Here is a 21,759-nt window from a genome sequence, read left to right on the forward strand (position 1 = left end):
TATTGAGTAATGAGTCATTGGTCAATGATTGTGTTGATCGGGAGGAAGTGCTATGGCAGATGTTACGCCGGAAATGATACGTTCAAAAGCATGTGATCCGCGCATGTTCAAGGAGGGGGCGCTGCCTGCCCACGCGGCGTTTTCCTACTATCGGAATGAAGAGGAGTATGCGGATGGACACAGCAGCTTTATCCGTTCACTGAACGGGGAATGGAAGTTCTTCTATGCCCGGAATTTTGACGGTGTGCCCTCGGATTTTGCGGATGAGGAATTTGATGCGTCTGCCTGGCAGGATATTCCGGTGCCGGCGCATTTTCAGATGGAAGGCTATGGGATCCCGATGTATGTCAATGAGCAGTATCCATGGGATGGCTGGGAAGATGTGGCGATCGGAGACATTCCTGAAAAATACAACCCCATCGGCTGTTACTGGAGGACATTCGACCTGAGAAAGGAAGATGTCTCTTTTGAGGCCGGATCTCTCTGCCTTTCCTTTCAGGGCGCGGAGTCCGGTTTTGCGCTGTGGATCAATGGCAGCTATGTCGGTTACAGCGAAGATTCCTTTACGCCGACGGACTTCGATATCTCTTCTTTCGTGCATGAAGGAAGAAACGTGATGGCGGTGGAGGTGATTCACTGGACCTCCTCCTCGTGGCTGGAGGATCAGGATTTCTATCGCTTCTCCGGCATCTTCCGCGACGTATATCTGTACTGGAAGCCGGCGGTATGTATCGAAGACTTCAAGGTGCGTACGTTATTGGATGATGTGTATCATGACGGGCAGCTGGAAGTAGAGATGAAGGCGGGCGGAAGCGGCCAGGTGATCATTTCCCTGGAGAGGAACGGGGAAGCTGTTTCTTCGATGGCGAAGGAAATTCATGGCGGCAGCCTGCAGTTTTCGGTGCGTCTGTTCGTGTCGTTTCCCAGGCTTTGGAGTGCCGAGGATCCGCAGCTTTATGATCTGCACCTGCAGGTGATCGATGTGGATGGCACTCTGCAGGAGGTCATTCATCAACAGGTCGGTTTCCGGAGATTTGAGATGAAGGATGGCCTTATGTGCATCAACGGGAAACGCATCGTGTTCAACGGCGTCAACCGGCACGAGTTCAACTGCGACAGCGGCAGAGCTGTCAATCGCACGGATGTGCTTCATGACATTGTTCTGATGAAGCAGAACAACATCAATGCGATCCGTACGTCGCATTACCCCAACGATGAATATATCTATGATCTCTGTGACCGCTATGGTCTCTATCTGATTGCGGAAACAAACATGGAAACCAACGGCGTCTTCGCCCAGGTCATGAACGGGACTCTGCGGCAGGATGAGGCGCTGCCCGGAGATCGTGAGGAATATGTGCCGATGTTACTGGACAGGGTAAACAGCACATATCAAAGGGACAAGAATCATCCTTCGATTCTGATCTGGTCGGCTGGCAATGAATCCTATGGCGGCAGGGACATCTATCTGATGTCGGAGAAGTTCCGGGCACTGGATCCGGACCGTCTCGTCCATTACGAAGGCATCAAGCATGACCGGCGCTACAACGGTACGTCGGACATGGAGTCGCAGATGTATACGCCGGCAAAGGATGTGGAGCAGTTCATTCAGGAACATCCTGAGAAGCCGTTCATCATGTGCGAATATATGCACTCGATGGGCAACAGTACAGGTGACATGCGCTCCTATACCGATATGACGGATCGCATTCCGAAATATCAGGGCGGCTTCATCTGGGACTTTGTCGATCAGAGCATCCGCCTGAAGACGCGTTATGGCGAAGAATATCAGGGCTATGGCGGCGATTGCGGCGAGCGGCCGACAGACTATGACTTCTCGGCCGACGGACTGTTAACGGGGGCTCATCGTCCCTATGCAAAGCTCGATGAAGTGAAGTATTGCTATGCACCGGTCAGGATCACACTGACCAAAGACGAAGCAGCGCTGTATAACCGCAGCCTGTTTACGGATACGGATCACTATGACTCTGTGGTGATGGTTGAAAGGGAAGGAAAGGTTCTGCAGAAGGAAACGGTTTCCTGGTCCGTAGCGCCATGTGGGCAGGACACCTTTTCTCTGCCGGTGAAAACGGAAACGAAGGCGGGGGAATATGTCATCACCGTATCGATGCGGCTGAAGGAGGATACAGAGTGGGCGAAGGCGGGCTATGAGATTGCCTTTGGTCAATATGCCTATTCCATAGAAGAACAGAATCCTGCCCCGCTGACACAACATGAGGATGGCGATCACACGGCTTTGCAGGTTACTTATGGCTGGTACAACGTCGGCGTCGGTGGAGAGCACTGGCATGCGCTGCTGGATCATGCCGGCCTTGTATCGTACCGCTGGTGCGGCAGGGAACTGATCGAGTCCCTTCCGCGCATGAACTTCTGGCGCGCACCGACGCAGAACGATGCCGGCAGTCAGCATATGCTGGAATGTGCGATATGGAAGACGGCTTCACTGTATCAGACGTCTGTGCCGCGAAATGTTAAGGATCCTGCGGTCGGCGAAGCGCTGGCGGGATATCCGAAGTTCATCGAAGAGGATAACTGCTTCAAGGCTGTTTACCGTATCTATCTTCCGACGGTGCCGGAGACCTATGGCGATGTGACCTATACATTTACGCAGGACGGTACGGTGACCGTGCGCATGGATTATGAAGGGGAAGCCGGCATGCCTGTTCTTCCGGAATATGGCTTTCTGATGAAGTTCAGTGCCGACTACTCGCATCTCACCTGGTACGGCCGGGGGCCGAAGGAAAGCTACAGCGACCGTCAGGATGGTGAAAAGATCGGCGTCTATGCATGCAATGTCAAGGATACGATGGAACCGTACGTCGTTCCCCAGGAGACAGGCAATCATACGGATGTCCGCTGGGCAGAGATTACCGATGAACAGGGCCATGGCATCCGGTTCTCTGCTGTAGATCATACGATGAATTTCAGCGCCGTTCCCTATACGCCGGAGCAGCTGGAAGCTGCGATGCACTGGTATGATCTGCCGAAGCCGTACTATACCGTTGTTCGCTGCAGTCTTGCACAGGAGGGTGTGGGCGGCGATAACTCGTGGGGCGCAAAGACGCATTCACAGTTCATGATCGATCCTTCGCAGCATCTTCATTTCTCCTTCTCTTTCAAGGGGAAGTAAGATGAGCGAATGAATGCGGCGGGTATGAGTCTGACGCTGTGATTCCGGCGGCTCAAAAATGATGGGCAGGAAAAATGGTTTCGAACGTAAATGATTACGCCCGAAACCATTTTATTTTTCTAAGGATGATGTTTTGATGTTTTAGTCATTGCTGAACTCAAACAGATCACGCGGAAAGTGAGTAAGGAACTCGGCACCCGTATCCGTAACCAGCACCATGTCTTCGACACGCATATAGCACTCGCCGGGGAAAGCCATCTTCGGCTCACTGCAGAAGATCATGCCGGGCTTGAGGATGGCGTCGGTCTGTGCGTTGACCATCGGATGTTCGTGGCACTCGGTACCGATCTGGTGGCCGAGCATGCGTTCATCCTTATAGCGCAGATAATCGAGGTAACCGTCTTTTTCCACATCGTCGCGGATCATGTCGAAGCAGTCTTTGACATTGGTTTTGTAGGGAACGATCTGCTCAACAAGATGGACGCAGGCATGGTTCAAAACGTCGTAGCCGTGTTTCACGAGCTCCGGAGCCTTTCCATAGTACACGGTGCGCCCCCAGTCGCTGCAGTAGCCATGGTCTATATAGCCGACATCGAAGGCGATGGCGGTACCGGGCACCAGGACAGAGTCACGTGAGAAGTCAAACATCTCATCCGGCCCGAAGGTGCCCCGCGTCTTGAAGCCGGCGGTCGGCGGAAAGGAAAAATCCTGAATACCGTGATCGAAGCCGTACTGCATCAGAAGATTTTCCGCATCCCACTGGGTCATGCCTTCATGAAGATGTTTGACGCAATGCATGACCGCATCATCGGTAAACTGTGCCATCCTGCGCATCTGGGCAATCTCGTTTTGATCCTTGATGGAACGCATCTCATCAAAGAGACGTTCGGCAGGTACGGTTTGAATATTGGGATTTACTTCATGGAGCGTATCCTTCAGAAACTGTTCGCAGTCGTTGCCGATGCCGATGACGGTGCCGGTAATGACTCTGGCCAGCGTATCTTCGAACTGATCCATATAGGAAGGAATGACCTTCTGATTGGGAAACTGATCCTTATACTGCGGAATCGTGATGATCGTGCAGTCACCGTCCCTGGATAAGAACAGCAGCGTCTCAGGATTGATCTTCGACTGATGGAGACCTTCGATGTTATCCATGCATGCGCGCTGCCAAAAATACTGCGTACATTCCGATAGATACTGAAAAACAGGGCCGGTGGCGAAGAGAACACCATCGAGACGGGCGTTATTGATTACTTCACATGCCTTTGTTCTGCGGGCAGATATCATAGTTATCCTTCTTTCTTCTGTTCATCATAGATGGAAATTGATGACGTGAAATGAAAATCGGGAATGAAAACGGTTAATGAAAATGGTTTTCCGAAAATTTTCAATAATATTTGAAATTTTCTTCACTTTATTTACATAATTTTGCACGCTTTTCACAATCTGCGCTACCTTAAAGATGTTCCTATCAAAGAATTCATCTTCGGGGTGTGAATTCTCGATTCAAGTCAGAAGGAGGACGGGATGCTTAAATACATTATCAAACGACTGCTTGTAGGCGTTCTGACACTGTTCATCCTGGCGACGATCACGTTCTTCGGCGTCCATGCGATGCCGGGTGATCCGTTTTCACAGGAAGGCAGAGGACTCTCACCTGAGGTCTACGCGGCACTGGAAGAGAAATACGGACTCGATAAGCCGATCTCGGAGCAGTATGTCATTTACATGAATAACGCACTGCACAGAGACTTCGGCGAATCCATCTCCAAGCGCGGCCAGCAGGTCAGCGACATCATCGTTCAGCGTGCTCCGGTTACCGCTGAGATCGGTTTGATCGCCTTTGTCTTCTCCATGGGCATCGGACTGCTGCTGGGAATCATTTCGGCACTGACCAAACACGGGGCCGTCAACGGAGCGATCACGGTATTTGCGACGCTCGGCGTCTCAATACCATCGTTCCTGTTTGCCCTGTTAATGATGATTGTCTTCGGCGTCTGGCTCGGATGGCTGCCGGTTGTCGGCCTCAAGAGCTGGAAACACTTCATCATGCCGTGTCTGGCACTGTCCCTGGGACCGATTTCCAACGTCACCCGTCTGCAGCGTTCCAGCATGCGTGATGTCATGAATGATGACTACATCATTCTTGCCCGCTCCACCGGTGACAGTGAATCCAAGGTCATCCGCAAGCATGCGCTGAAGAATTCGCTGCTTCCGGTCATCACCTATGCCGGACCGATGTTCTCGGGCCTGGTTACCGGCTCCCTGGTCATCGAGACGCTGTTCTCGATCCCGGGCATCGGACGTGAGTTTACCAACTCCATCACGAACCGTGACTATACGCTGGTCATGGGCCTGACGATGTTTCTGGGAGCGATCGTCATCGTAATGAACCTGGCTTCGGATGTCGCGGCAGCTGTCGTCGATCCTCGGATCAAGCTGGAAAAGTGAGGCGAGAGACATGAGCGAAATCAATATGAACATTCCTGACGGCCTGTTTACTCCGCTGCCGGAAAATGAGAAGAATTCCGAATTCATTGCCATGAAGTCGAAGACCTTCGCAAGAGATGCGTGGGACAGGTTCCGCAAGAACAAGCTCGCCCTCTTCGGTCTGATCTTCCTTGCCTTCATGGTTGTAATGGCAATCGCTGTGCCGGCACTTTCTCCCTATACCTATGAGTCACAGGATATTTCGGTGCGTAATGCACTGCCGTCCATGGCCCATCCGTTCGGTACCGACAAGCTTGGACGTGACATCTTTGTACGTATCTTCTACGGTGCCCGCATCTCGCTGTCGATCGGCTTCATCTCGGCGGCCATCAACCTGGTTGTCGGCATCGTCTATGGCGGCATCTCGGGCTATGTCGGCGGCAAGACGGACATGATCATGATGCGTATCATCGATATCATCTACTCCGTTCCGACGCTGCTGTATGTCATTTTGATCCTGATGGTATTCGGCAACTCGGTCAACTCCATGATCCTTGCCATCTGCCTCACTTCCTGGATCGGCATGGCACGTCAGGTCCGTACCCAGGTCATGTCGCTGAAGGAAAAGGAATTCTCGCTGGCGGCCAAGGTCATCGGCTGCAGCGATGCCCGCATTCTTCTGAAGCATCTGGTTATCAACTCCCTGGGACCGATCATCGTCGAACTGACCCTCATGGTTCCTTCCGCAATCTTTACGGAATCCTTCCTTTCCTTCGTCGGTATCGGACTTTCGCCGACGACGCCGAGCTGGGGCATTCTGGCAAATGACTGCCGGCAACTGGTATTCACCAATCCGGTTCAGATCATCTGGCCGATCAGTGCGATCTGCCTGACGATTCTGTCGCTGAACTTTGTCGGTGACGGCATTGGTGAAGCGTTCCAGATGAAGACAAGATAAGGAGGTGTCGGAATGGCATTGCTGGAAGTAGAACACTTGAATACACAGTTCCACACCGACTCAGGAACCGTACAGGCGGTCCGCGACGTTACGCTGCATGTTGACAAGGGTGAGGCCCTTGGCATTGTTGGCGAATCGGGATCCGGAAAGTCACAGACCATGTACTCGATCATCGGTCTTCTGGCCGAGAATGGGAACGTTGCCAGCGGAAAGGTGACGTTTGACGGCGAAGATATTTCACCTTCAAGCTTTCCCAGCAGGAAGGCCTATGAGGCGAAGATGCGTGAGATCCGCGGCAACACGATGGGCATGATCTTCCAGGATCCGATGACGTTCCTGGATCCGATCACCAAGGTCGGGGATCAGCTCATGGAGCCGCTGCTGAATCATACGAAGATGACGAAGGCACAGGCACGTCAGCGTGCGCTGGAGCTGATGGTTCAGGTCGGTATTCCTTCGCCTGAGAAGCGTATTGATCAGTATCCGTTTGAGTTTTCTGGCGGCATGCGGCAGAGAATTGTCATCGCGATTGCGCTGGCCAATTCGCCGAAGCTGATCATCGCCGATGAGCCGACAACGGCGCTCGACGTTACGATTCAGGCCCAGGTGCTGGAGCTGATTGATGATCTGAAGCAGAAATCGAATTCGGCTGTCATCATGATTTCCCACGACCTTGGCGTTGTGGCGAAGCTGTGCGACCGCATCTGCATCATGTATGGCGGCAAGGTTGTGGAAGAAGGGACGGTGCAGGATATCTTCTATCGTCCTGCGCATGAATATACGAAGGGCCTGCTGAGCTGCGTCGCCAACCCGGAGGATGATGACGATAAGCCGCTGCAGCCGATCCCCGGTTCGCCGCCTGATCTTCTCAATCCGCCGAAGGGCTGTCCGTTCGTGGACCGCTGTGCGAAGGGGATGCGTGTATGCAAGGACTATATGCCGGATCAGACGGTGCTGAGTGAGTCGCATACGTGCCGCTGCTGGCTGCTGGACAGGAGGGCGAAGAATGGCGGAAACAAGTAACAAAACCCCGGTCCTGAAGGTAAGAAACCTGAAGACCTACTTCGATGTAACGAAGGGCGTCTTCAGCAAGAAGCAGATCGTCAAGGCTGTCGATGATGTTTCGTTCGATGTCTATAAGAATGAGACGTTTGGACTCGTCGGTGAATCGGGCTGCGGCAAGACTACGCTGGGCAGAACGATCGTAAAGATCTATGAGCCGACGGGCGGCACCATTGAATACGAGGGCGAAGACATTTCGCACCTGAAGGGAAAACAGCTGAAGGCCTACCGCAAGAAGATGCAGATGATCTTCCAGGATCCGTATGCGTCGCTCGATCCGCGGATGACGGTCGGTGAAATCATCAAGGAGCCGATGATCGTCCATAACATCTACAACACGGATGAGGAACGGGAGGCACGGGTTGTTGAACTCTTAAAGATCGTAGGTCTGAAGCCGGACCACATTCGCCGCTATCCGGCGGAGTTCTCCGGCGGTCAACGTCAGCGTATCGGCATTGCAAGAGCTCTGGCAGTGAATCCGGAGTTCATCGTGTGCGATGAGCCGATTTCGGCGCTGGATGTTTCGATTCAGGCGCAGGTTGTAAACCTGCTGGAACAGATTCAGAAGGAACTGGGCATTTCCTATATCTTCATTGCCCATGATCTGTCGATGGTCAAGCATATCTCGGATCGTATCGGAGTTATGTATCTTGGTCATCTTGTGGAACTGGGACCAAGCGCCGATGTATATCATCGGCCGCTGCATCCATATACGGCAGCACTGCTGTCTGCGATTCCGATTCCGGATCCCGATGTTGCAAAGGCAAAGGGACGCATCGTGCTGGAGGGCGAGATTCCCAGCCCAATCAACCCTCCGAAGGGATGCCCGTTCTGTACCCGCTGCCCCAAGGCGACGGAACGCTGCAGAACTGAGGCACCGAAGCCGATCCGGATCGGGGAACGCATGGTCTGCTGTCATCTTTACGAGAAGTAAGAAAAAGGAGGAATGAAATTCTATGAAGTACAGATTTACAAAGTCTGCGCTGGCTGGACTGATGGCTGTTTCACTGGCTGCCTGCGGATCCGGCTCCACGACTTCCGGTACTTCGGCTGCTGGTGCGTCGGCAGGCGCTGACAGCGGTACGACTGATGTTGCGTACAAGGATACATTTACGTACGCAATCGGCGGTGAGCCGAGCTACCTGGATCCGGGCTATGCGGACGACTCCGTTACATCCTATGTTTTGAACCAGATCTACTATCCGATGTACTACATTGCTGAGGATGGTTCGATGGTTGCGGCAGCTGTCAAGGATGAGACCTATGATGAAGATACGATGACGTATACCTTCACGCTGCGTGATGACCTGATGTGGTCTGATGGTCAGCCGTGCGTCGCCGGCGATTACGTCTACGGCATGAAGCATGCGCTGTCTCTTGGCGCTGCCGATTCCTATTATTCGTACTTCATGACGGACTATGTGCTTAACGCTGCTGAGTACATTGGTCAGCCGGTTGATACGATGACGGATCTCGGCATTACGGCACCGGATGATACGACAATTGTCATTCAGCTTGCCAACAAGTGCCCGTACTTCCTGTCGCTGCTGTCGGCAGGTGTCTTCTACCCGATGCGTGAGGATCTGGCAAAGTCCGGTGACTATACATGGGCAGATGATGCGAGCATCCCGACCAATGGTCCGTTCCATCCGACGTCCATCGACCGTGCTTCTGAGATCGTCATGGAGAAGAATGAGTACTTCCCGGATGCGGATCAGATCACTGTAAATACGATGACCTGCGAAGTCATGGCTGATATGGATGCGCAGCTGCTTGCATATCAGACGGGTGAAATCGACTATGCGACGTCGCTGGATCCGTCGGTTGCCAAGACCTATGCTGATTCGGATGAGCTGATTCTGGCCAGCTCCGTTATCAACTACTTCGTTTTGATTAACTCCTTTGGTGATGTTGAGGCCCTCCATGATGCGAACGTTCGCCGCGCTCTGTCGCTTGGCGTAGACCGTTCTGCAATCGTTACGGCTCTCGATGTTCCGGGTGTGTACTATGAGCTCGATGGTCTTGTTCCGGTTGGCATTCCGGGTGATACCGGTGACTTCCGTGAGGAGGCTGATGCTGAAGAGAAGTATACATACACAGACAAGGACGAGGCTCGTTCTCTGATGGAAGCTGCAGGCTATTCTGCAGACAACCCTCTGAAGCTGACATACTACTACAACCAGAACTCGATGCATGATACAGTTGCGGCTGTCCTGAAGGAACAGTGGGCTGATATCTACGTTGATCTGACACTGCAGACAGGCGAAATCCGTACCTTCTTCCAGGATCGTTCGGATGGCAACTTCGAGCTGGCTCGTCATGCGTTCTCCGCAGACTACATGGATCCGTCGACGTTCCTTGATATGCCGCTGCAGTCCAATCAGCCGAGTGCTCACGTCTGGGGCGATGATACCTATGATCAGATGATCATGGATTCACGTGAGCTTGAAGGCTCTGAGCGTTATGCGAAGCTGCACGAAGCTGAGAAGTACCTCGTTGAGGAACAGAGCTACATTGTTCCGCTGTTCGGCTACAAGTCTGTAATGCTGGCTAAGCCCGGCACAACCGGATATATCCCGAACCCGCAGGGCAACGTTGTCTTCTGGTACGTCAAGGTTCCGCAGGACTAAGCAGAGTCATTTGATGAAACAGTAAGGAGTAGGCTGGCTTCTTACTGTTTCTTTTGTCTTTATTTGCAGTTGAAACGAACTATTCAGGAAAGAGGAAGTGCATGATGGAACCGATGAAGCTGGAAGATTTTACGAAGTTTCATTTTCTGAGCGATCTGCGCCCGTCCGTCAACGGGGACGCATTGTATTTTGTAGAAACAATCAGTGATCTTGAAAATAACGATTACAGACAGCGTCTGGATCGAATTGATATAAGCAGTGGAAAACGTACCGCCCTCAGCGAGTGGCGGAAGCGTACGCCGTATTATGTTCTGAAGGACGGCATTCTTCTGCAGGATGTTAATGACAAGGAGCAGGACGGCGTCAGTTCGACATTCCTGTATGTTACAGGGCAGGGCATGGAGCCGGCATTTTCCGTGCCGCTGGCGGTCGATGATGTGCGTGACTTTGATGATGATCACTATCTGCTTGCGGCGACAATCAACCGCCGCTGCCCCGAGTATCATCAGCTGAGTGAACAGCAGAGAAAGGATCAGGACCAGAAGGAACGTGACAATGATGATTACGTTGTCCTGAATGAATATCCGTTTGTGTTCAACGGCGAAGGCGTCGTCAACGGCAACCGCCATTCACTGTTTCTGTACGATAAGAAGTCGGAGACGATTACGGATCTGATCCCGTTGACGATCGATGTGGAATCCTACGATATCAAAGGTACGAAAATCCTGTTCAGCGGCATCGACTTTCAGCAGGTGAAGCTGAAGTGGTCGTGGGTTTATGAAGTTGACGGCCTTTCGAAGCAGCTGAAGACGCTCTATAACGGAAAGATGCAGATAACCAGAGCCTTCTATGAAGGGGACCGGGTGATTGTGGCCGGCACCTTTGCGAAGGACTGGGGTGCGATGGAGTCGAGCAGATTCTACGAGCTGAAGAATGGTGAAATGAATCTGGACGCGGAGAATGAGCTGTCGCTCTACAACACGATCGGTACGGACTGTCACTTCGGCCGTACGCGTCAGTTTGCAAAATTCGACGGCGATGCATATTTCCTTTCCGCTGCTGGTGATGATGGTGTTCTGTTCAGGAAGACGGGTGATCATCTGACGGAATTTGTCCACATTGCCGGATCGGTCGATGACTTCTGCGTCATCAACGGCAGAGCCTATGTCATTGCGATGGTGGATCAGAAGCTGCAGGAGGTGTATGCGGCAGACAACGACGTCCTGACTGCAGTTACCGATCTGAATGGACAATATCAGAAGGACAGATACGTAGCGTACCCGGAGCCGGTTGTTGTAGACAAGGCGATGCCGGTTCATGGCTGGGTTCTGAAGCCGATGAACTATGATCCCGGGAAGAAGTATCCGGTGATCTTCGATATCCATGGCGGTCCGAAGTGTGCCTACGGTACGGTGTACTACCATGAGATGCAGGTATGGGCCGGGATGGGCTGCTTTGTGATCTTCTGCAATCCGAGAGGATCCGATGGCCGGGGCAATGCGTTTGCGGATCTCAGACAGAAGTACGGGACTGTGGACTATGAGGATCTGATGGATTTCGTTGACGCATGTCTTGCGAAGTATCCGCAGATGGACAGGGATCATATGGGCGTTACCGGCGGCAGCTATGGCGGCTATATGACGAACTGGATCATCGGTCATACGCACCGCTTCAAGGCGGCGGCGACGCAGCGTTCGATCTCGAACTGGATCACGGAAGTGACGGCGTCGGACTATGGTCTCGACTTCCCGATTGAGCAGGAGTTCAAGGATATCTATCATGCCGAGAAGGAACTGTGGCAGATGTCACCGCTCAAGTATGCCAACGAAGTGACGACGCCGACCCTGTTCATTCATTCGCTGGAAGATTACCGCTGCCCGGTATGGGAAGGTCTGCAGCTGTACATGGTGCTGAAGGTGCGCGGTGTTGAGACGAAGATGGTGCTGTTCAAGGGTGAGAACCATGAGCTTTCCCGCAGCGGGAAGCCGAAGCACAGGATCCGCAGACTGGAAGAGATTACAAACTGGATGGAAAGCCATCTGAAGGAGGCTGAATAATGGCAGTTATGGAATTTGATACGTCGAAGCGCTGGTGCTGCTGGTTCAGGCGGATCAGCGATATTCCCCGCGGCTCACGCAATGAGAAGGCGGTCAGTGACATGGTTGTTCAGTTTGCGAAGGACCATGGCTTTGCCTGCCATCAGGATGATGTATGGAATGTGACGGTAGACAAGCCGGCGTCGCCCGGCTACGAAGATGCGGCTCCGCTGATTCTGCAGGCACATATGGACATGGTCAATGCCAGGGCAAATGACAGCAGCCATGACTTTGAAAAGGATCCGCTGGATCTGTATGTCGATGAAGACGGAAACCTTCGTGCCAGAGGCACGACACTAGGGGCCGACGATGGCGTCGGCGTGGCGTACATGCTCGCAATACTGGAGGACGACAGTCTGGCGCATCCGGCACTCGAGTGCATCTTTACAACGATGGAGGAGATCGGTCTTGTCGGTGCGCAGCAGATGAAGCCTTCGGATGTGCACGGGGATCGTCTGATCTGTCTTGATGGCGGCGGTGAGACGAAGACGGGGTTGTCTTCGGCCGGCGGTGCGGATGTGAATCTTGATCTGGACCTGGTTTTAGAGAAGAATCAGGACGCCGCCTATGAGCTTAAGGTCGGTGGCTTAAGCGGTGGACACAGCGGCGGCGAGATCCATAAGGAAAAGGGCAATGCCGATGTGCTTGCGGTACGTATTCTGCAAGAGGCTAGGGAGCGTGGCGTAGATGTGCGCGTCGTTTCGATCAGTGGCGGCTCGAAGGACAATGCGATCCCGACGGATGCGAGCATCGTGTTTACCAGCAGCGCCGATGAGGCATTGATTCAGAAGAGTCTGGTATTAAGTGTGGATGCGATTCATAAGGAACTGGAGTTTTCGGATCTGGGCTTCAAGGCGAATATTGGGCCGGTTGAAGGTGTGCGTGACCATGCGGACGAGAAGACATCCAATGCCCTTCTGGACTATATCTACCTGATGCCCAACGGCTTCCAGCATCGCTCGATGGCAATCGAGGGTCTGACCCTGACGTCGTTGAACCTTGGCATTGCAAAGACGACGGGAAATCATGTCCATCTGCAGACACTGACGCGTTCGGCTCTGAATACGGGTGTGGATGATCTGCTTGGGAAACTGAAGAAACTGGCGGAGATTCTTGGCGTGAACTATTCGGTGTCGGGACGCTATCCGGGCTGGAACTTCAAGAAGGAATCTCCGATGCGTGACAAGTTTGCGGCCGTACTTGCAAAGCGCAATGAAAAACTGGAAGTGGAAGCTGCCCATGGTGGCAATGAATGCGGTGTGTGGAGCGGCTTGCGTCCGGGCATCGATATCATTACCTTCGGCCCGATCGCTTCAGGCTGTCATACGGTGCAGGAGAAACTGGACCTGGCTTCGTTTGATCGCAGCTATGCGATTCTCTGTGAAATCATGGCTTTGTGCAAGGATTGATCTTGGGAGGGATAAATCATATGACAAGAGGTCTTGCAGTAATTCTGACCGGTGCATCGTCGGTCGGCAAGTCGAATATCCGGGAGCGTCTTCTGAAGGATCCGGATCTGGATCTGTTCTATTCGACATCGGTGACAACGCGCCCCAAGCGTCCGGATGAAGTGGACGGAAAGGACTACTACTTCATTACGTTCAAGGAGTTTGCGGAGTCCGTCAAGAAACATGAGCTTCTGGAGTATACGGAGTTCAATGGCTGGTACTACGGCACGCCGAAGGCACAGGTCGAATTCCTTCTCGAGAAGGGAAAGAATGTGTTGCTGGAAGTGGAGGCGCAGGGCGTCGGTCCTTTGAAGCTGAATCTGCCGGATGCGCTGGCTGTCTTCGTGATGCCCAAGAGCTATGAGGATCTGGCGGCGCAGGTTGAGAAGACCTATGGCGATGATGAGGCTTCGGCGAAGCGCCGTCTGAACAAGGCGAAGATGGAGATGGAACTGGCTCCGCTGTTCAAGCATGTTGTGACCAATGAGGATCCGGACAGGGCGGCGGCTGAAATCAAGAAGGCAATTCTTGAGGAACTGAAGAAGCGCAAGGATGCGTCGGATCAGGAAGAAACCGAGGTGCCGGAGATATGAGAATCTCGGATCGTGATTTTCTGACGGACATTCCGGCGGCGGATGATCTGAAGGAGAAGCTTGTTTCGTACCGGAAGCAGGGAGAGATCGTTGACGGGTGGCTGAAGATCCGCCTCGAGAAAGTTCTGCCGATGGTGATGAAGCGGGAGGGCATCGATACATGGGTTGTGTGCAATCATGAGCACAATGAGGACCCGGTGTTCCGTACGCTGTCGCCATGGGGCATGTTAAGTGCAAGGAGACTTACGATTCTGGTGTTCCATCTCAATGAAAACGGGACGGTGAGCCGCTATTCTCTGACCCATCCGGTGCCGGACATTGGGAGCTACTATACGGCGGCGTGGCTGAACCCGAAGGGACAGGCGTGGGGTCATGATCGCAATCTTCCGAAGAATGTGAACGGTGTGAAGGTGTCGGAGGTTCCGGAGACACAGATGGAGTGCCTTGGGCGCTTTGTGCATGAGCTTCATCCCACCAGAATCGGTCTGGACTATTCAACGGTGACGGCGTATGGTGATGGCCTTTCCTATTCGCTGTATCAGGAAATCATGAAGGTGCTGCCTGAAGAGGATCGTGCGAAGGTCGTGTCGGCGGCTCCACTGTGCGTGGGGTGGCTTGAAACAAGAATCGATGAGGAGCTGGATGCGTATACGGGCATTGTTCAGATTGCGCATGCGCTGATCAAGGAGGCCTTCTCTTCGCGGGTTGTTCATCCGGGTGTGACGACACAGGATGATGTACGTTTCTGGATGATGCAGAAGTCGGTGGACATGGGTCTTTCGCCATGGTTTGAATATGACTGCGAGATTACGCGGGAAGGCTTGGGTGAACTGTCCGGGGAGCATGTGATTCTTCCCGGTGACCTCCTGCATTGTGATATCGGTTTCCGGTATCTTGGTCTTTGCACGGATACGCAGGAGATGGCGTATGTGCTGAAGAATGATGAAACGGATGCGCCGAAGGAGCTGAAGGATGCGATGGCGGCGACCAATCGTCTGCAGGAGATTACGCTGAATGAGTTTGCGGCGGGACGTACGGGCAATGAGATTCTTGCCAGCGCCAGAGCACGGGCAGAGGCCCAAGGTCTTGAGCCGTGCATCTATTGTCATCCGCTGGGCTTTGACGGTCATGCGGCGGGACCGACGATCGGCCTGTGGGATATGCAGGGCGGTGTACCCGGGGAAGGCGACTATGTGATGCATGATCATACGTGCTATTCTCTGGAACTGAATGCGGCGGTGCCTCTGTGGGGCCAGAAGGTTCCCTTCAGCATGGAGACCGATGTGATGCTCAGGGATGGGAAGAAGTATTACATGGCCGGGCGTCAGACGCAGTTCCATCTGATTGGATGAGAAGTGATGCGTAGGCGTTCCGTTCTGTATCTGCAGGTCAGTGTGGCGCTGTATTCGCTGGCGGCGAACTTTGCGCATCCGATTGAGCCTGCGTTCTTTCAGGAATTGAACCTTCCGGATTATACGTTCGGCGTTGCCTTTGCGTGCATGGCATTTGCGTGCTTTCTGTTTTCACCCTTCTGGGGAAAGATTGCGGAGCGGATCGGCATAGCGAAGGTGATGGCGATCGGCTATGGTGGTTATGCGCTGGGGCAGTTCTTCTTTCTGCAGTCAGGCAATGCATGGGAAGTGGCTCTGGCACGGTTGTTTGCGGGGTTTTTCATCGCGGCGGTGATGGACGGTCAGATCATGTACATCCTGACAGTTGAGAAGGCGGAGAAGACAGGGGCATCGCTGGCGGTGATGGCATCGGTGTCGGCAGTGTTCAGTGCGTTCGGCTATCTGATCGGGGGCCTGATCGGCAGCCGGTCGGTGCGGTTGGCAATCGTTGCGCAGATCGTGGGGCTGGCACTGATCGGAATACTGGTTCTGGTCTTCCTGGAGGATCAGGAACGTAAAACGGCGGGCGGCAGGCTTTCACTGAAGACGATGAATCCGTTCTCTTCCTTTGTGGAGATGAGTGGGATCATGAGCCGGATGGTGGTGCTGTTTCTTGCGGTGGCATTGATTACGTCGCTGGCTTCGAACTGCTATGATCAGTGCTTCAACTACTTCATCCGTGATCAGTATGGCTTTGAGCCGTCGATGAACGGAATCCTGAAGGGGATTTCGGGTGTCATTACGCTGGCTGCCAATGCGACGGTTTCGGTGTGGCTGTTGAAGAAGACGGATATTTTCCGCAGTATTGTTCCAGTGTTTCTGGTCTGTGCACTGATGCTGGTGGGTATTGTGGTCTCTGATGCGATTGTGCCGTTTGTTGTGCTGAATGTGGTGCTGTTTGGATTCAATGCCATCTACAAGCCGCTGCTGCAGGCAATGATCGGGCGGCTGGACAGTGGTGAGCAGGGCATCCTGGTCGGCGCTTATAATGGTTTCAACAGCGTTGGCAGCGTGATCGGTTCGCTTGTGGCGGGATTTACGTATGTGGCGTCGCCGCGCGGTTCATTTGTGGCTGCGGCCGTGTGCTTCGCTGCGGCTGCGATATTCGCGGTCGGTTTAAGGAAAGAATACGAGAGGCAGGAGTAAGGTATGGAGTTTCGCAATGAAGATATTGATCTTTCGGTATTGAAGCAGCGGGCATTCAATTACCGGTGGGCTGAGGTGCCGGAGGGTGTTCTTCCTTTGACGGCTGCAGACCCGGATTTCAAGCCGGCGCCGGAAATCAGTGAGGCGCTGAAGAAGTATATCGACGGGGGCTATTTCAGCTATACGCCGGCCCGGGGCTTTGATTCGTTCAAGAAGAGTATTGTCCGGGCAATGAAGGAACGAAAGGGAGAAGACATTAATCCTGCCCAGGTTCTGCCGGTTGATTCGGCTGCCCGGGGCATGTTCATTACGGCGGAGGCGATCCTGAAGCCGGGTGATGAGGCGATTGTCTTTGATCCGGTAGACTTTCTGTTCAAGGCAAGCGTGGATCACGCAGGTGCGACAGCCGTGCGCTATCCGACGCATGTGGAGAACGGGTACATCGATCTTTCGGACATTGAGGATTATGTGACGGAACATACGAAGATGATCTGTTTCTGCAATCCTCATAATCCGCTGGGAATGTGCTATCGGAAAGATCAGCTGGAACATCTGCTGGATGTGGCGAACCGCCATGGTCTTTACATTATGAATGATGAGATCTGGTCGGATATTGTATATGCGGATGCGCAGTACATTTCGTTATTGAACCTTGGCAATGAGAAGAATACGCGGACGGTGACGGTATATGGCTTCTCCAAGTCGTTCGGCATTGCGGGTCTGCGGGTCGGCTGTATCTATACGGTGAATAATCCGGAATTGTTTGCAAAGCTTGTGGATGCGTCCACCGTTGATACGACGGCGGGCGGTGTATCTTCGCTGTCGCAGGTTGCGGGTCAGGCGTGCCTGGATTCGTGCTTCTACTGGACGGACAGCTTCGTGAAGTATCTGCAGCAGAACCGGGATACGATTGTGGACTATGTGAATTCGACAGGTGTGCTTTCTGCCCGTAAGCCGCAGGCAACCTACGTTGTGTTTGTGAACATTGAGAAGACGGGCCTGACGTCGCAGCAGTTCGTTGATTTCATGCGTGATCATGCGAAGCTGGCTCTGGTTGCGGGCGGTGAGAAGTTTTTCGGTCCGCGTTCCAACGGCTATATCCGTATCTGTTATGCGACGAGTCATGAGATGGTTGCGGAAGGTCTGAAGCGGCTCGACAGCGGCCTGAAAGAGCTGATGCGGGATCGGAAATGAGTGTGGAAACCAACAGTATTCTGATCCGCGAAGAGGATCGCGCTGTCCTTGTGGGCGGTGTGACGATTGCGGTGTTTGGCGTTCTATTGGTGCTGTCACTGGCTGCGGAGGATGAGGTGCGTGCCGGCCTGAGTGATCTGATCTGGGTGCTGATCGCGGTGATTGCGCTTGGAGTGTTTCTGATTGTGCTGCATTACCGGGTGACGCTGACATTCGACGAGGAAGGTATGACCTACCAGGGGCTGTTCAGAAAGAAGAGATGTACCTATCATGATCTGATGACGGTGCACTGCTCGAAGAAGCTGATCAACATCTACGCAAGAGACGGCTGGAAAAAGAAGAACTTCCAGGCGGATATTCATAACTATCCGGAGGTGATGTACCTGCTCAAGCGGAACAAGGTTGAACTGATCATGGGCTAGCGGACTGAATACTCATGTGTTGGTTCGCGTTATTATGGAAAGCAATATATCTTCCATTTTGGGTGTAGTTGATGGGACAATCAGAACCTGTTGCCGATCGAAAAAAAGCATTCATCAATTGAATGATTGATGAGTGCTTTTTCGCCGGTGAATAAATAAGAGGCATTGTCAAAGTGCTTTGGCAGGAAGCGAACTTCCCTGCGCTTATTTATATAGTATGGATTACTTCAGGTCATATCCAGTGGTCCAGCGTGCCATTTTCAGAAGATCTGAAACCAAAGGGTTAATGGAAGTTCCACAACTGGTTGAGATAAACAAAAGCCGCATCATTATGCGGCTTTCTTAACTATGGTCGGAAATACGGGATTCGAACCCATGACCTCTTCGTCCCGAACGAAGCGCGCTACCAAACTGCGCTAATTTCCGAGCTTTGACGCAAACGATATGTTAACACAAGAGGAGGAAAAAAACTATAGAATATTTGGCTTTTTGGAAAAAATCAGGATCAAATTTGGGAACCATATATGTTCTGTCTAAGAAAAAGTGCAGGGGGTAAAACCTCAGCATCGGTCACTATACGGTGGCGGCTGTCCTTCCGGTGCGAAGTATAAGGCATCAGGGAGGTAAGAACATTGTACCGGGCCTCCCTTATTGAATTCCGGTAAGGAGGGTTCCTATGACAGTAGGAGAAATGACTCTGATTGTTTCATTAATTGGAATTGTTCTCTCTGCGTTCAGCCTTGGTTACAAGGTCGGACGTGGTTCAAAAAAATGACCGCCTAGCTCTCAAACGTTAGCGGTCATTTCGTCTAACCGGAAAGGGCAGCCGTCACTGGTGACCCTTTTTTCACTTTCAGTATAAGGAAAAAAAAGATAATTGCAATCAGTGAAAATTTCTTGTTGAGATGTTGGGGAAGCGCCGGTGTTCCGCCTAAGAAAAAGTGCAGGGGGTAAAACCTCAGCATCGGTCACTATACGGTGGCGGCTGTCCTTCCGGTGTGCAGTATAAGGCATCAGGGAGGTGAGAATATTGTACCGGGCCTCCCTTATTGAATTTCCGGTAAGGAGGTATCCAATGACAATTGAGGAAATGGGTCTGATTGTTTCACTGATTGGAATCGTTCTCTCTGCGCTCAGTCTTGGCTACAAGATTGGACGTGGTTCTAAAAAATGACCGCCTCGCTCTCTAACGTTAGCGGTCAACTTAGCTAAACGGAAAGGGCAGCCGTCACTGGTGACCCTTTTTCCAGCTTCAGTATAGAAGAAATAGAGATAATTTCAAATGGAAATGCTACAGGTTGCGGTTGATGAATAATTATGGGACATCTAATGAGTTCGATAAAACATGGAATGATGAAGCTCAATTTTCGATTATAGTACGAGTGACGGTGCTGCATATACACGGCCGAGCAGCTCCTGATTGAGGGCATAGAGTCCCTTGGGATCGGATCCATAGAGCTTGTACTTCTTAATCAGATCATCGGCATTCTTTTCCTCTTCGCCTTGTTCTTTAACAAACCAGTCAAGAAACTGCATTGTGCGATAATCATTTACTGCTTTAGCCGCATCATATAATCCATTAATCAGGGATGTAACGTAGGCTTCATGCTTTAAGCCGGCCTGCAGCGCATCCATTGGTTCTTTAATTTCTTCCATCGGTTTTTCAATCGCTTCAAAGGTGACGCGTGCACCGTTATTGAACAGGTAGGTGCGCATTAACATTGCATGGTCGCGTTCCTCCTGTGCCTGAATCGTGTACCAGTTGGCAAACCCATCCAGTCCAATATCTTCAAAATGGTTCGCAAAATAGAGATAAAGATAAGCTGAATAAAATTCCTTGTTGACCTGGGTGTTGATCAGTTCGGCAACTTTTTTATCTAACATATTCTTATTCTCCTTTGTTAGCTTCCGCTTACTTTATAGTATGCACTGCCGTGATAATCAAGCAGATACGATGAAGATTACCATCCGTATCGTCACCATTTCATGCGAAAATAAGATCATGAAATTACAGAAGGTTGTCTCACTTGTTCTGATTATCGCACTTCTTGGCGGCTGCGGTGCACCGGCTGCTGTAACTTCTTCTTCTGCTCCTTCAGCTTCATCGGTTTCGACGCCGGTACCAACACCTTCTGTCTACAGCGCTGATCTTTTTATGGTCGGTGACTGTTTAATGCATCTGTCGGTAACAAATGATGGGCGTCAGGAAGATGGAACGTACGACTATTCAAAACAGTTTGCGCAGATTGCTGCAATGGCAAAGAACTATGATCTTCGCTACTACAATCAGGAAAGCATCCTGGGTGGAGAGGAGCTTGGCTATTCCGGATATCCGCAGTTCAATACATCGGATGGGGTCGGTGAGACATTGATCCGTGATGGCTTCAATATGGTGTCTCTCGCCAATAATCATGCACTGGATATGGGGGTAGCAGGAATTGAGCATAGCATGGCTTTCTGGAGATCACATCCCGAAGTATGTGTTTCCGGCACGAACCTGTCAGAGGAAGAACGAAAGAAAATTCCCGTGATATGCGTAAATGGAATTACGGCGGCGTTTCTTTCCTGGACCTATGGCACCAACGGATTGAATCCGCCGGCTGGTAGGGAATATCTTGTCAACGTTTATGCCGGCCATGAGGATGAGATGCTCGAGCAGGTAAAAGCCGCCGATGAACTGGCCGATCTCGTCGTCATTGCGATGCACTGGGGAGTGGAATATACGCTGAAGCAGACAAGTGAGCAGGAACGTCTGGCGCAGGAACTGTCGGATGCCGGCGCGGATCTGATCATCGGCTGTCATCCCCATGTGATTGAGCCGGTGACCTGGATCAACGGAAAGACGCTGTGCTTCTATTCTCTGGGAAATATGATCAGTGCCCAGACGAAAGAGGCGACGCATATCGGCATGGCCGGCGGCGTCACGATTACAAAGACCGTACAGCCGGATGGCTCTTCTTCGACGGTATTGTCGAATCCGCGGGCAGATCTTTTCTACAACTCCTACAAAGAAGGGGCGAACGGTTTCTATGATTTCCGGGAGATTCCGTTTACGGAACTGGAAGACGCAAACATGCAGGCGATGTATCAGAAATATCTTCCTGTCATCACGTCGCTGGACAGTACCATTTCGATCGGTGTCTGAGCAGGATGGAAACGGTTTAGTGATATTTTCCGGAGGCGGGACAGTTCCATTTCGGCCCGATTGTGAGTATCATAACAATTACAACAAGAA

At 52.1% G+C, this 21,759-nt stretch carries 16 protein-coding genes and 1 tRNA gene; 14 read left to right on the top strand and 3 right to left on the bottom strand.

All coding sequences use genetic code 11. The features are described 5' to 3' along the window. Positions 1-52: 52 nt before the first annotated feature. Positions 53-3,151: a beta-galactosidase, LacZ type gene (gene lacZ / locus C1714_RS04090; protein ID WP_210115248.1), complete on the top strand. Its 3,099-nt coding sequence runs from the start codon at positions 53-55 to the stop codon at positions 3,149-3,151. A gap of 141 nt (positions 3,152-3,292) precedes the next feature. On the opposite strand, the gene C1714_RS04095 is transcribed toward lacZ, so the two are convergent. Then, positions 3,293-4,441, bottom strand: coding sequence for a M24 family metallopeptidase (locus tag C1714_RS04095; RefSeq protein WP_102342000.1), 1,149 nt, complete (start codon positions 4,439-4,441; stop codon positions 3,293-3,295). A 240-nt stretch (positions 4,442-4,681) separates the two neighbouring features. On the opposite strand from C1714_RS04095, the gene C1714_RS04100 reads away from it, so the two are divergent. The 12 genes from C1714_RS04100 (at position 4,682) to C1714_RS04155 (ending at position 18,524) form a co-directional block, all read left to right on the top strand. Further along, on the top strand, positions 4,682-5,605 hold the full coding sequence (locus tag C1714_RS04100) for an ABC transporter permease (protein ID WP_102342001.1): 924 nt from the start codon (positions 4,682-4,684) through the stop codon (positions 5,603-5,605). Between the two features lie 10 nt (positions 5,606-5,615). Beyond that, positions 5,616-6,542 (top strand): ABC transporter permease, encoded by a 927-nt coding sequence (locus C1714_RS04105; protein WP_102342002.1) that lies wholly within the window; start codon positions 5,616-5,618, stop codon positions 6,540-6,542. Positions 6,543-6,554: 12 nt separating this feature from the next. Beyond that, positions 6,555-7,565, top strand: coding sequence for an ABC transporter ATP-binding protein (locus tag C1714_RS04110; protein ID WP_102342003.1), 1,011 nt, complete (start codon positions 6,555-6,557; stop codon positions 7,563-7,565). Beyond that, positions 7,549-8,538, top strand: coding sequence for an ABC transporter ATP-binding protein (locus C1714_RS04115; RefSeq protein ID WP_102342004.1), 990 nt, complete (start codon positions 7,549-7,551; stop codon positions 8,536-8,538). Before C1714_RS04110 ends, C1714_RS04115 begins: the two co-directional genes overlap by 17 nt. Before the next feature lie 22 nt (positions 8,539-8,560). Further along, a complete protein-coding gene (locus C1714_RS04120; RefSeq protein WP_102342005.1) occupies positions 8,561-10,234 on the top strand; it encodes a peptide ABC transporter substrate-binding protein in 1,674 nt (557 codons plus the stop codon). Between the two features lie 101 nt (positions 10,235-10,335). Further along, positions 10,336-12,291: an alpha/beta hydrolase family protein gene (locus C1714_RS04125; protein WP_102342006.1), complete on the top strand. Its 1,956-nt coding sequence runs from the start codon at positions 10,336-10,338 to the stop codon at positions 12,289-12,291. Beyond that, complete coding sequence (gene pepD, locus C1714_RS04130) at positions 12,291-13,739, top strand: beta-Ala-His dipeptidase (protein WP_102342007.1); 1,449 nt, start codon at positions 12,291-12,293, stop codon at positions 13,737-13,739. The genes C1714_RS04125 and pepD overlap by 1 nt, the downstream gene beginning before the upstream one ends. A gap of 20 nt (positions 13,740-13,759) precedes the next feature. Next, the gene (gmk, locus tag C1714_RS04135; protein WP_102342008.1) at positions 13,760-14,371 is read left to right on the top strand and encodes a guanylate kinase; all 612 of its coding nucleotides are present in this window, start codon (positions 13,760-13,762) and stop codon (positions 14,369-14,371) included. Then, complete coding sequence (locus tag C1714_RS04140) at positions 14,368-15,723, top strand: M24 family metallopeptidase (protein ID WP_102342009.1); 1,356 nt, start codon at positions 14,368-14,370, stop codon at positions 15,721-15,723. Before gmk ends, C1714_RS04140 begins: the two co-directional genes overlap by 4 nt. Positions 15,724-15,729: 6 nt before the next feature. After that, positions 15,730-16,908: an MFS transporter gene (locus C1714_RS04145; RefSeq protein ID WP_102342010.1), complete on the top strand. Its 1,179-nt coding sequence runs from the start codon at positions 15,730-15,732 to the stop codon at positions 16,906-16,908. A gap of 3 nt (positions 16,909-16,911) precedes the next feature. Next, positions 16,912-18,102 (top strand): pyridoxal phosphate-dependent aminotransferase, encoded by a 1,191-nt coding sequence (locus tag C1714_RS04150; protein ID WP_102342011.1) that lies wholly within the window; start codon positions 16,912-16,914, stop codon positions 18,100-18,102. 2 nt (positions 18,103-18,104) lie between these two features. Beyond that, the gene (locus C1714_RS04155; RefSeq protein WP_135567879.1) at positions 18,105-18,524 is read left to right on the top strand and encodes a hypothetical protein; all 420 of its coding nucleotides are present in this window, start codon (positions 18,105-18,107) and stop codon (positions 18,522-18,524) included. A 349-nt stretch (positions 18,525-18,873) separates the two neighbouring features. Here the strand turns inward: C1714_RS04155 and C1714_RS04160 are convergent. Together C1714_RS04160 and C1714_RS04165 are read right to left on the bottom strand one after the other, a co-directional pair. Further along, positions 18,874-18,950, bottom strand: a tRNA-Pro gene (locus C1714_RS04160). Between the two features lie 945 nt (positions 18,951-19,895). Beyond that, on the bottom strand, positions 19,896-20,408 hold the full coding sequence (locus tag C1714_RS04165) for a ferritin (RefSeq protein WP_102342013.1): 513 nt from the start codon (positions 20,406-20,408) through the stop codon (positions 19,896-19,898). Between the two features lie 118 nt (positions 20,409-20,526). On the opposite strand from C1714_RS04165, the gene C1714_RS04170 reads away from it, so the two are divergent. Beyond that, entirely contained in the window at positions 20,527-21,669 is a 1,143-nt protein-coding gene (locus C1714_RS04170) for a CapA family protein (protein WP_167849921.1), read from the top strand. Positions 21,670-21,759: the final 90 nt, after the last annotated feature.

It is taken from the genome of Galactobacillus timonensis, assembly GCF_900240265.1.
GTDB classification, from domain to species: Bacteria; Bacillota_I; Bacilli_A; order Erysipelotrichales; family Erysipelotrichaceae; genus Bulleidia; species Bulleidia timonensis.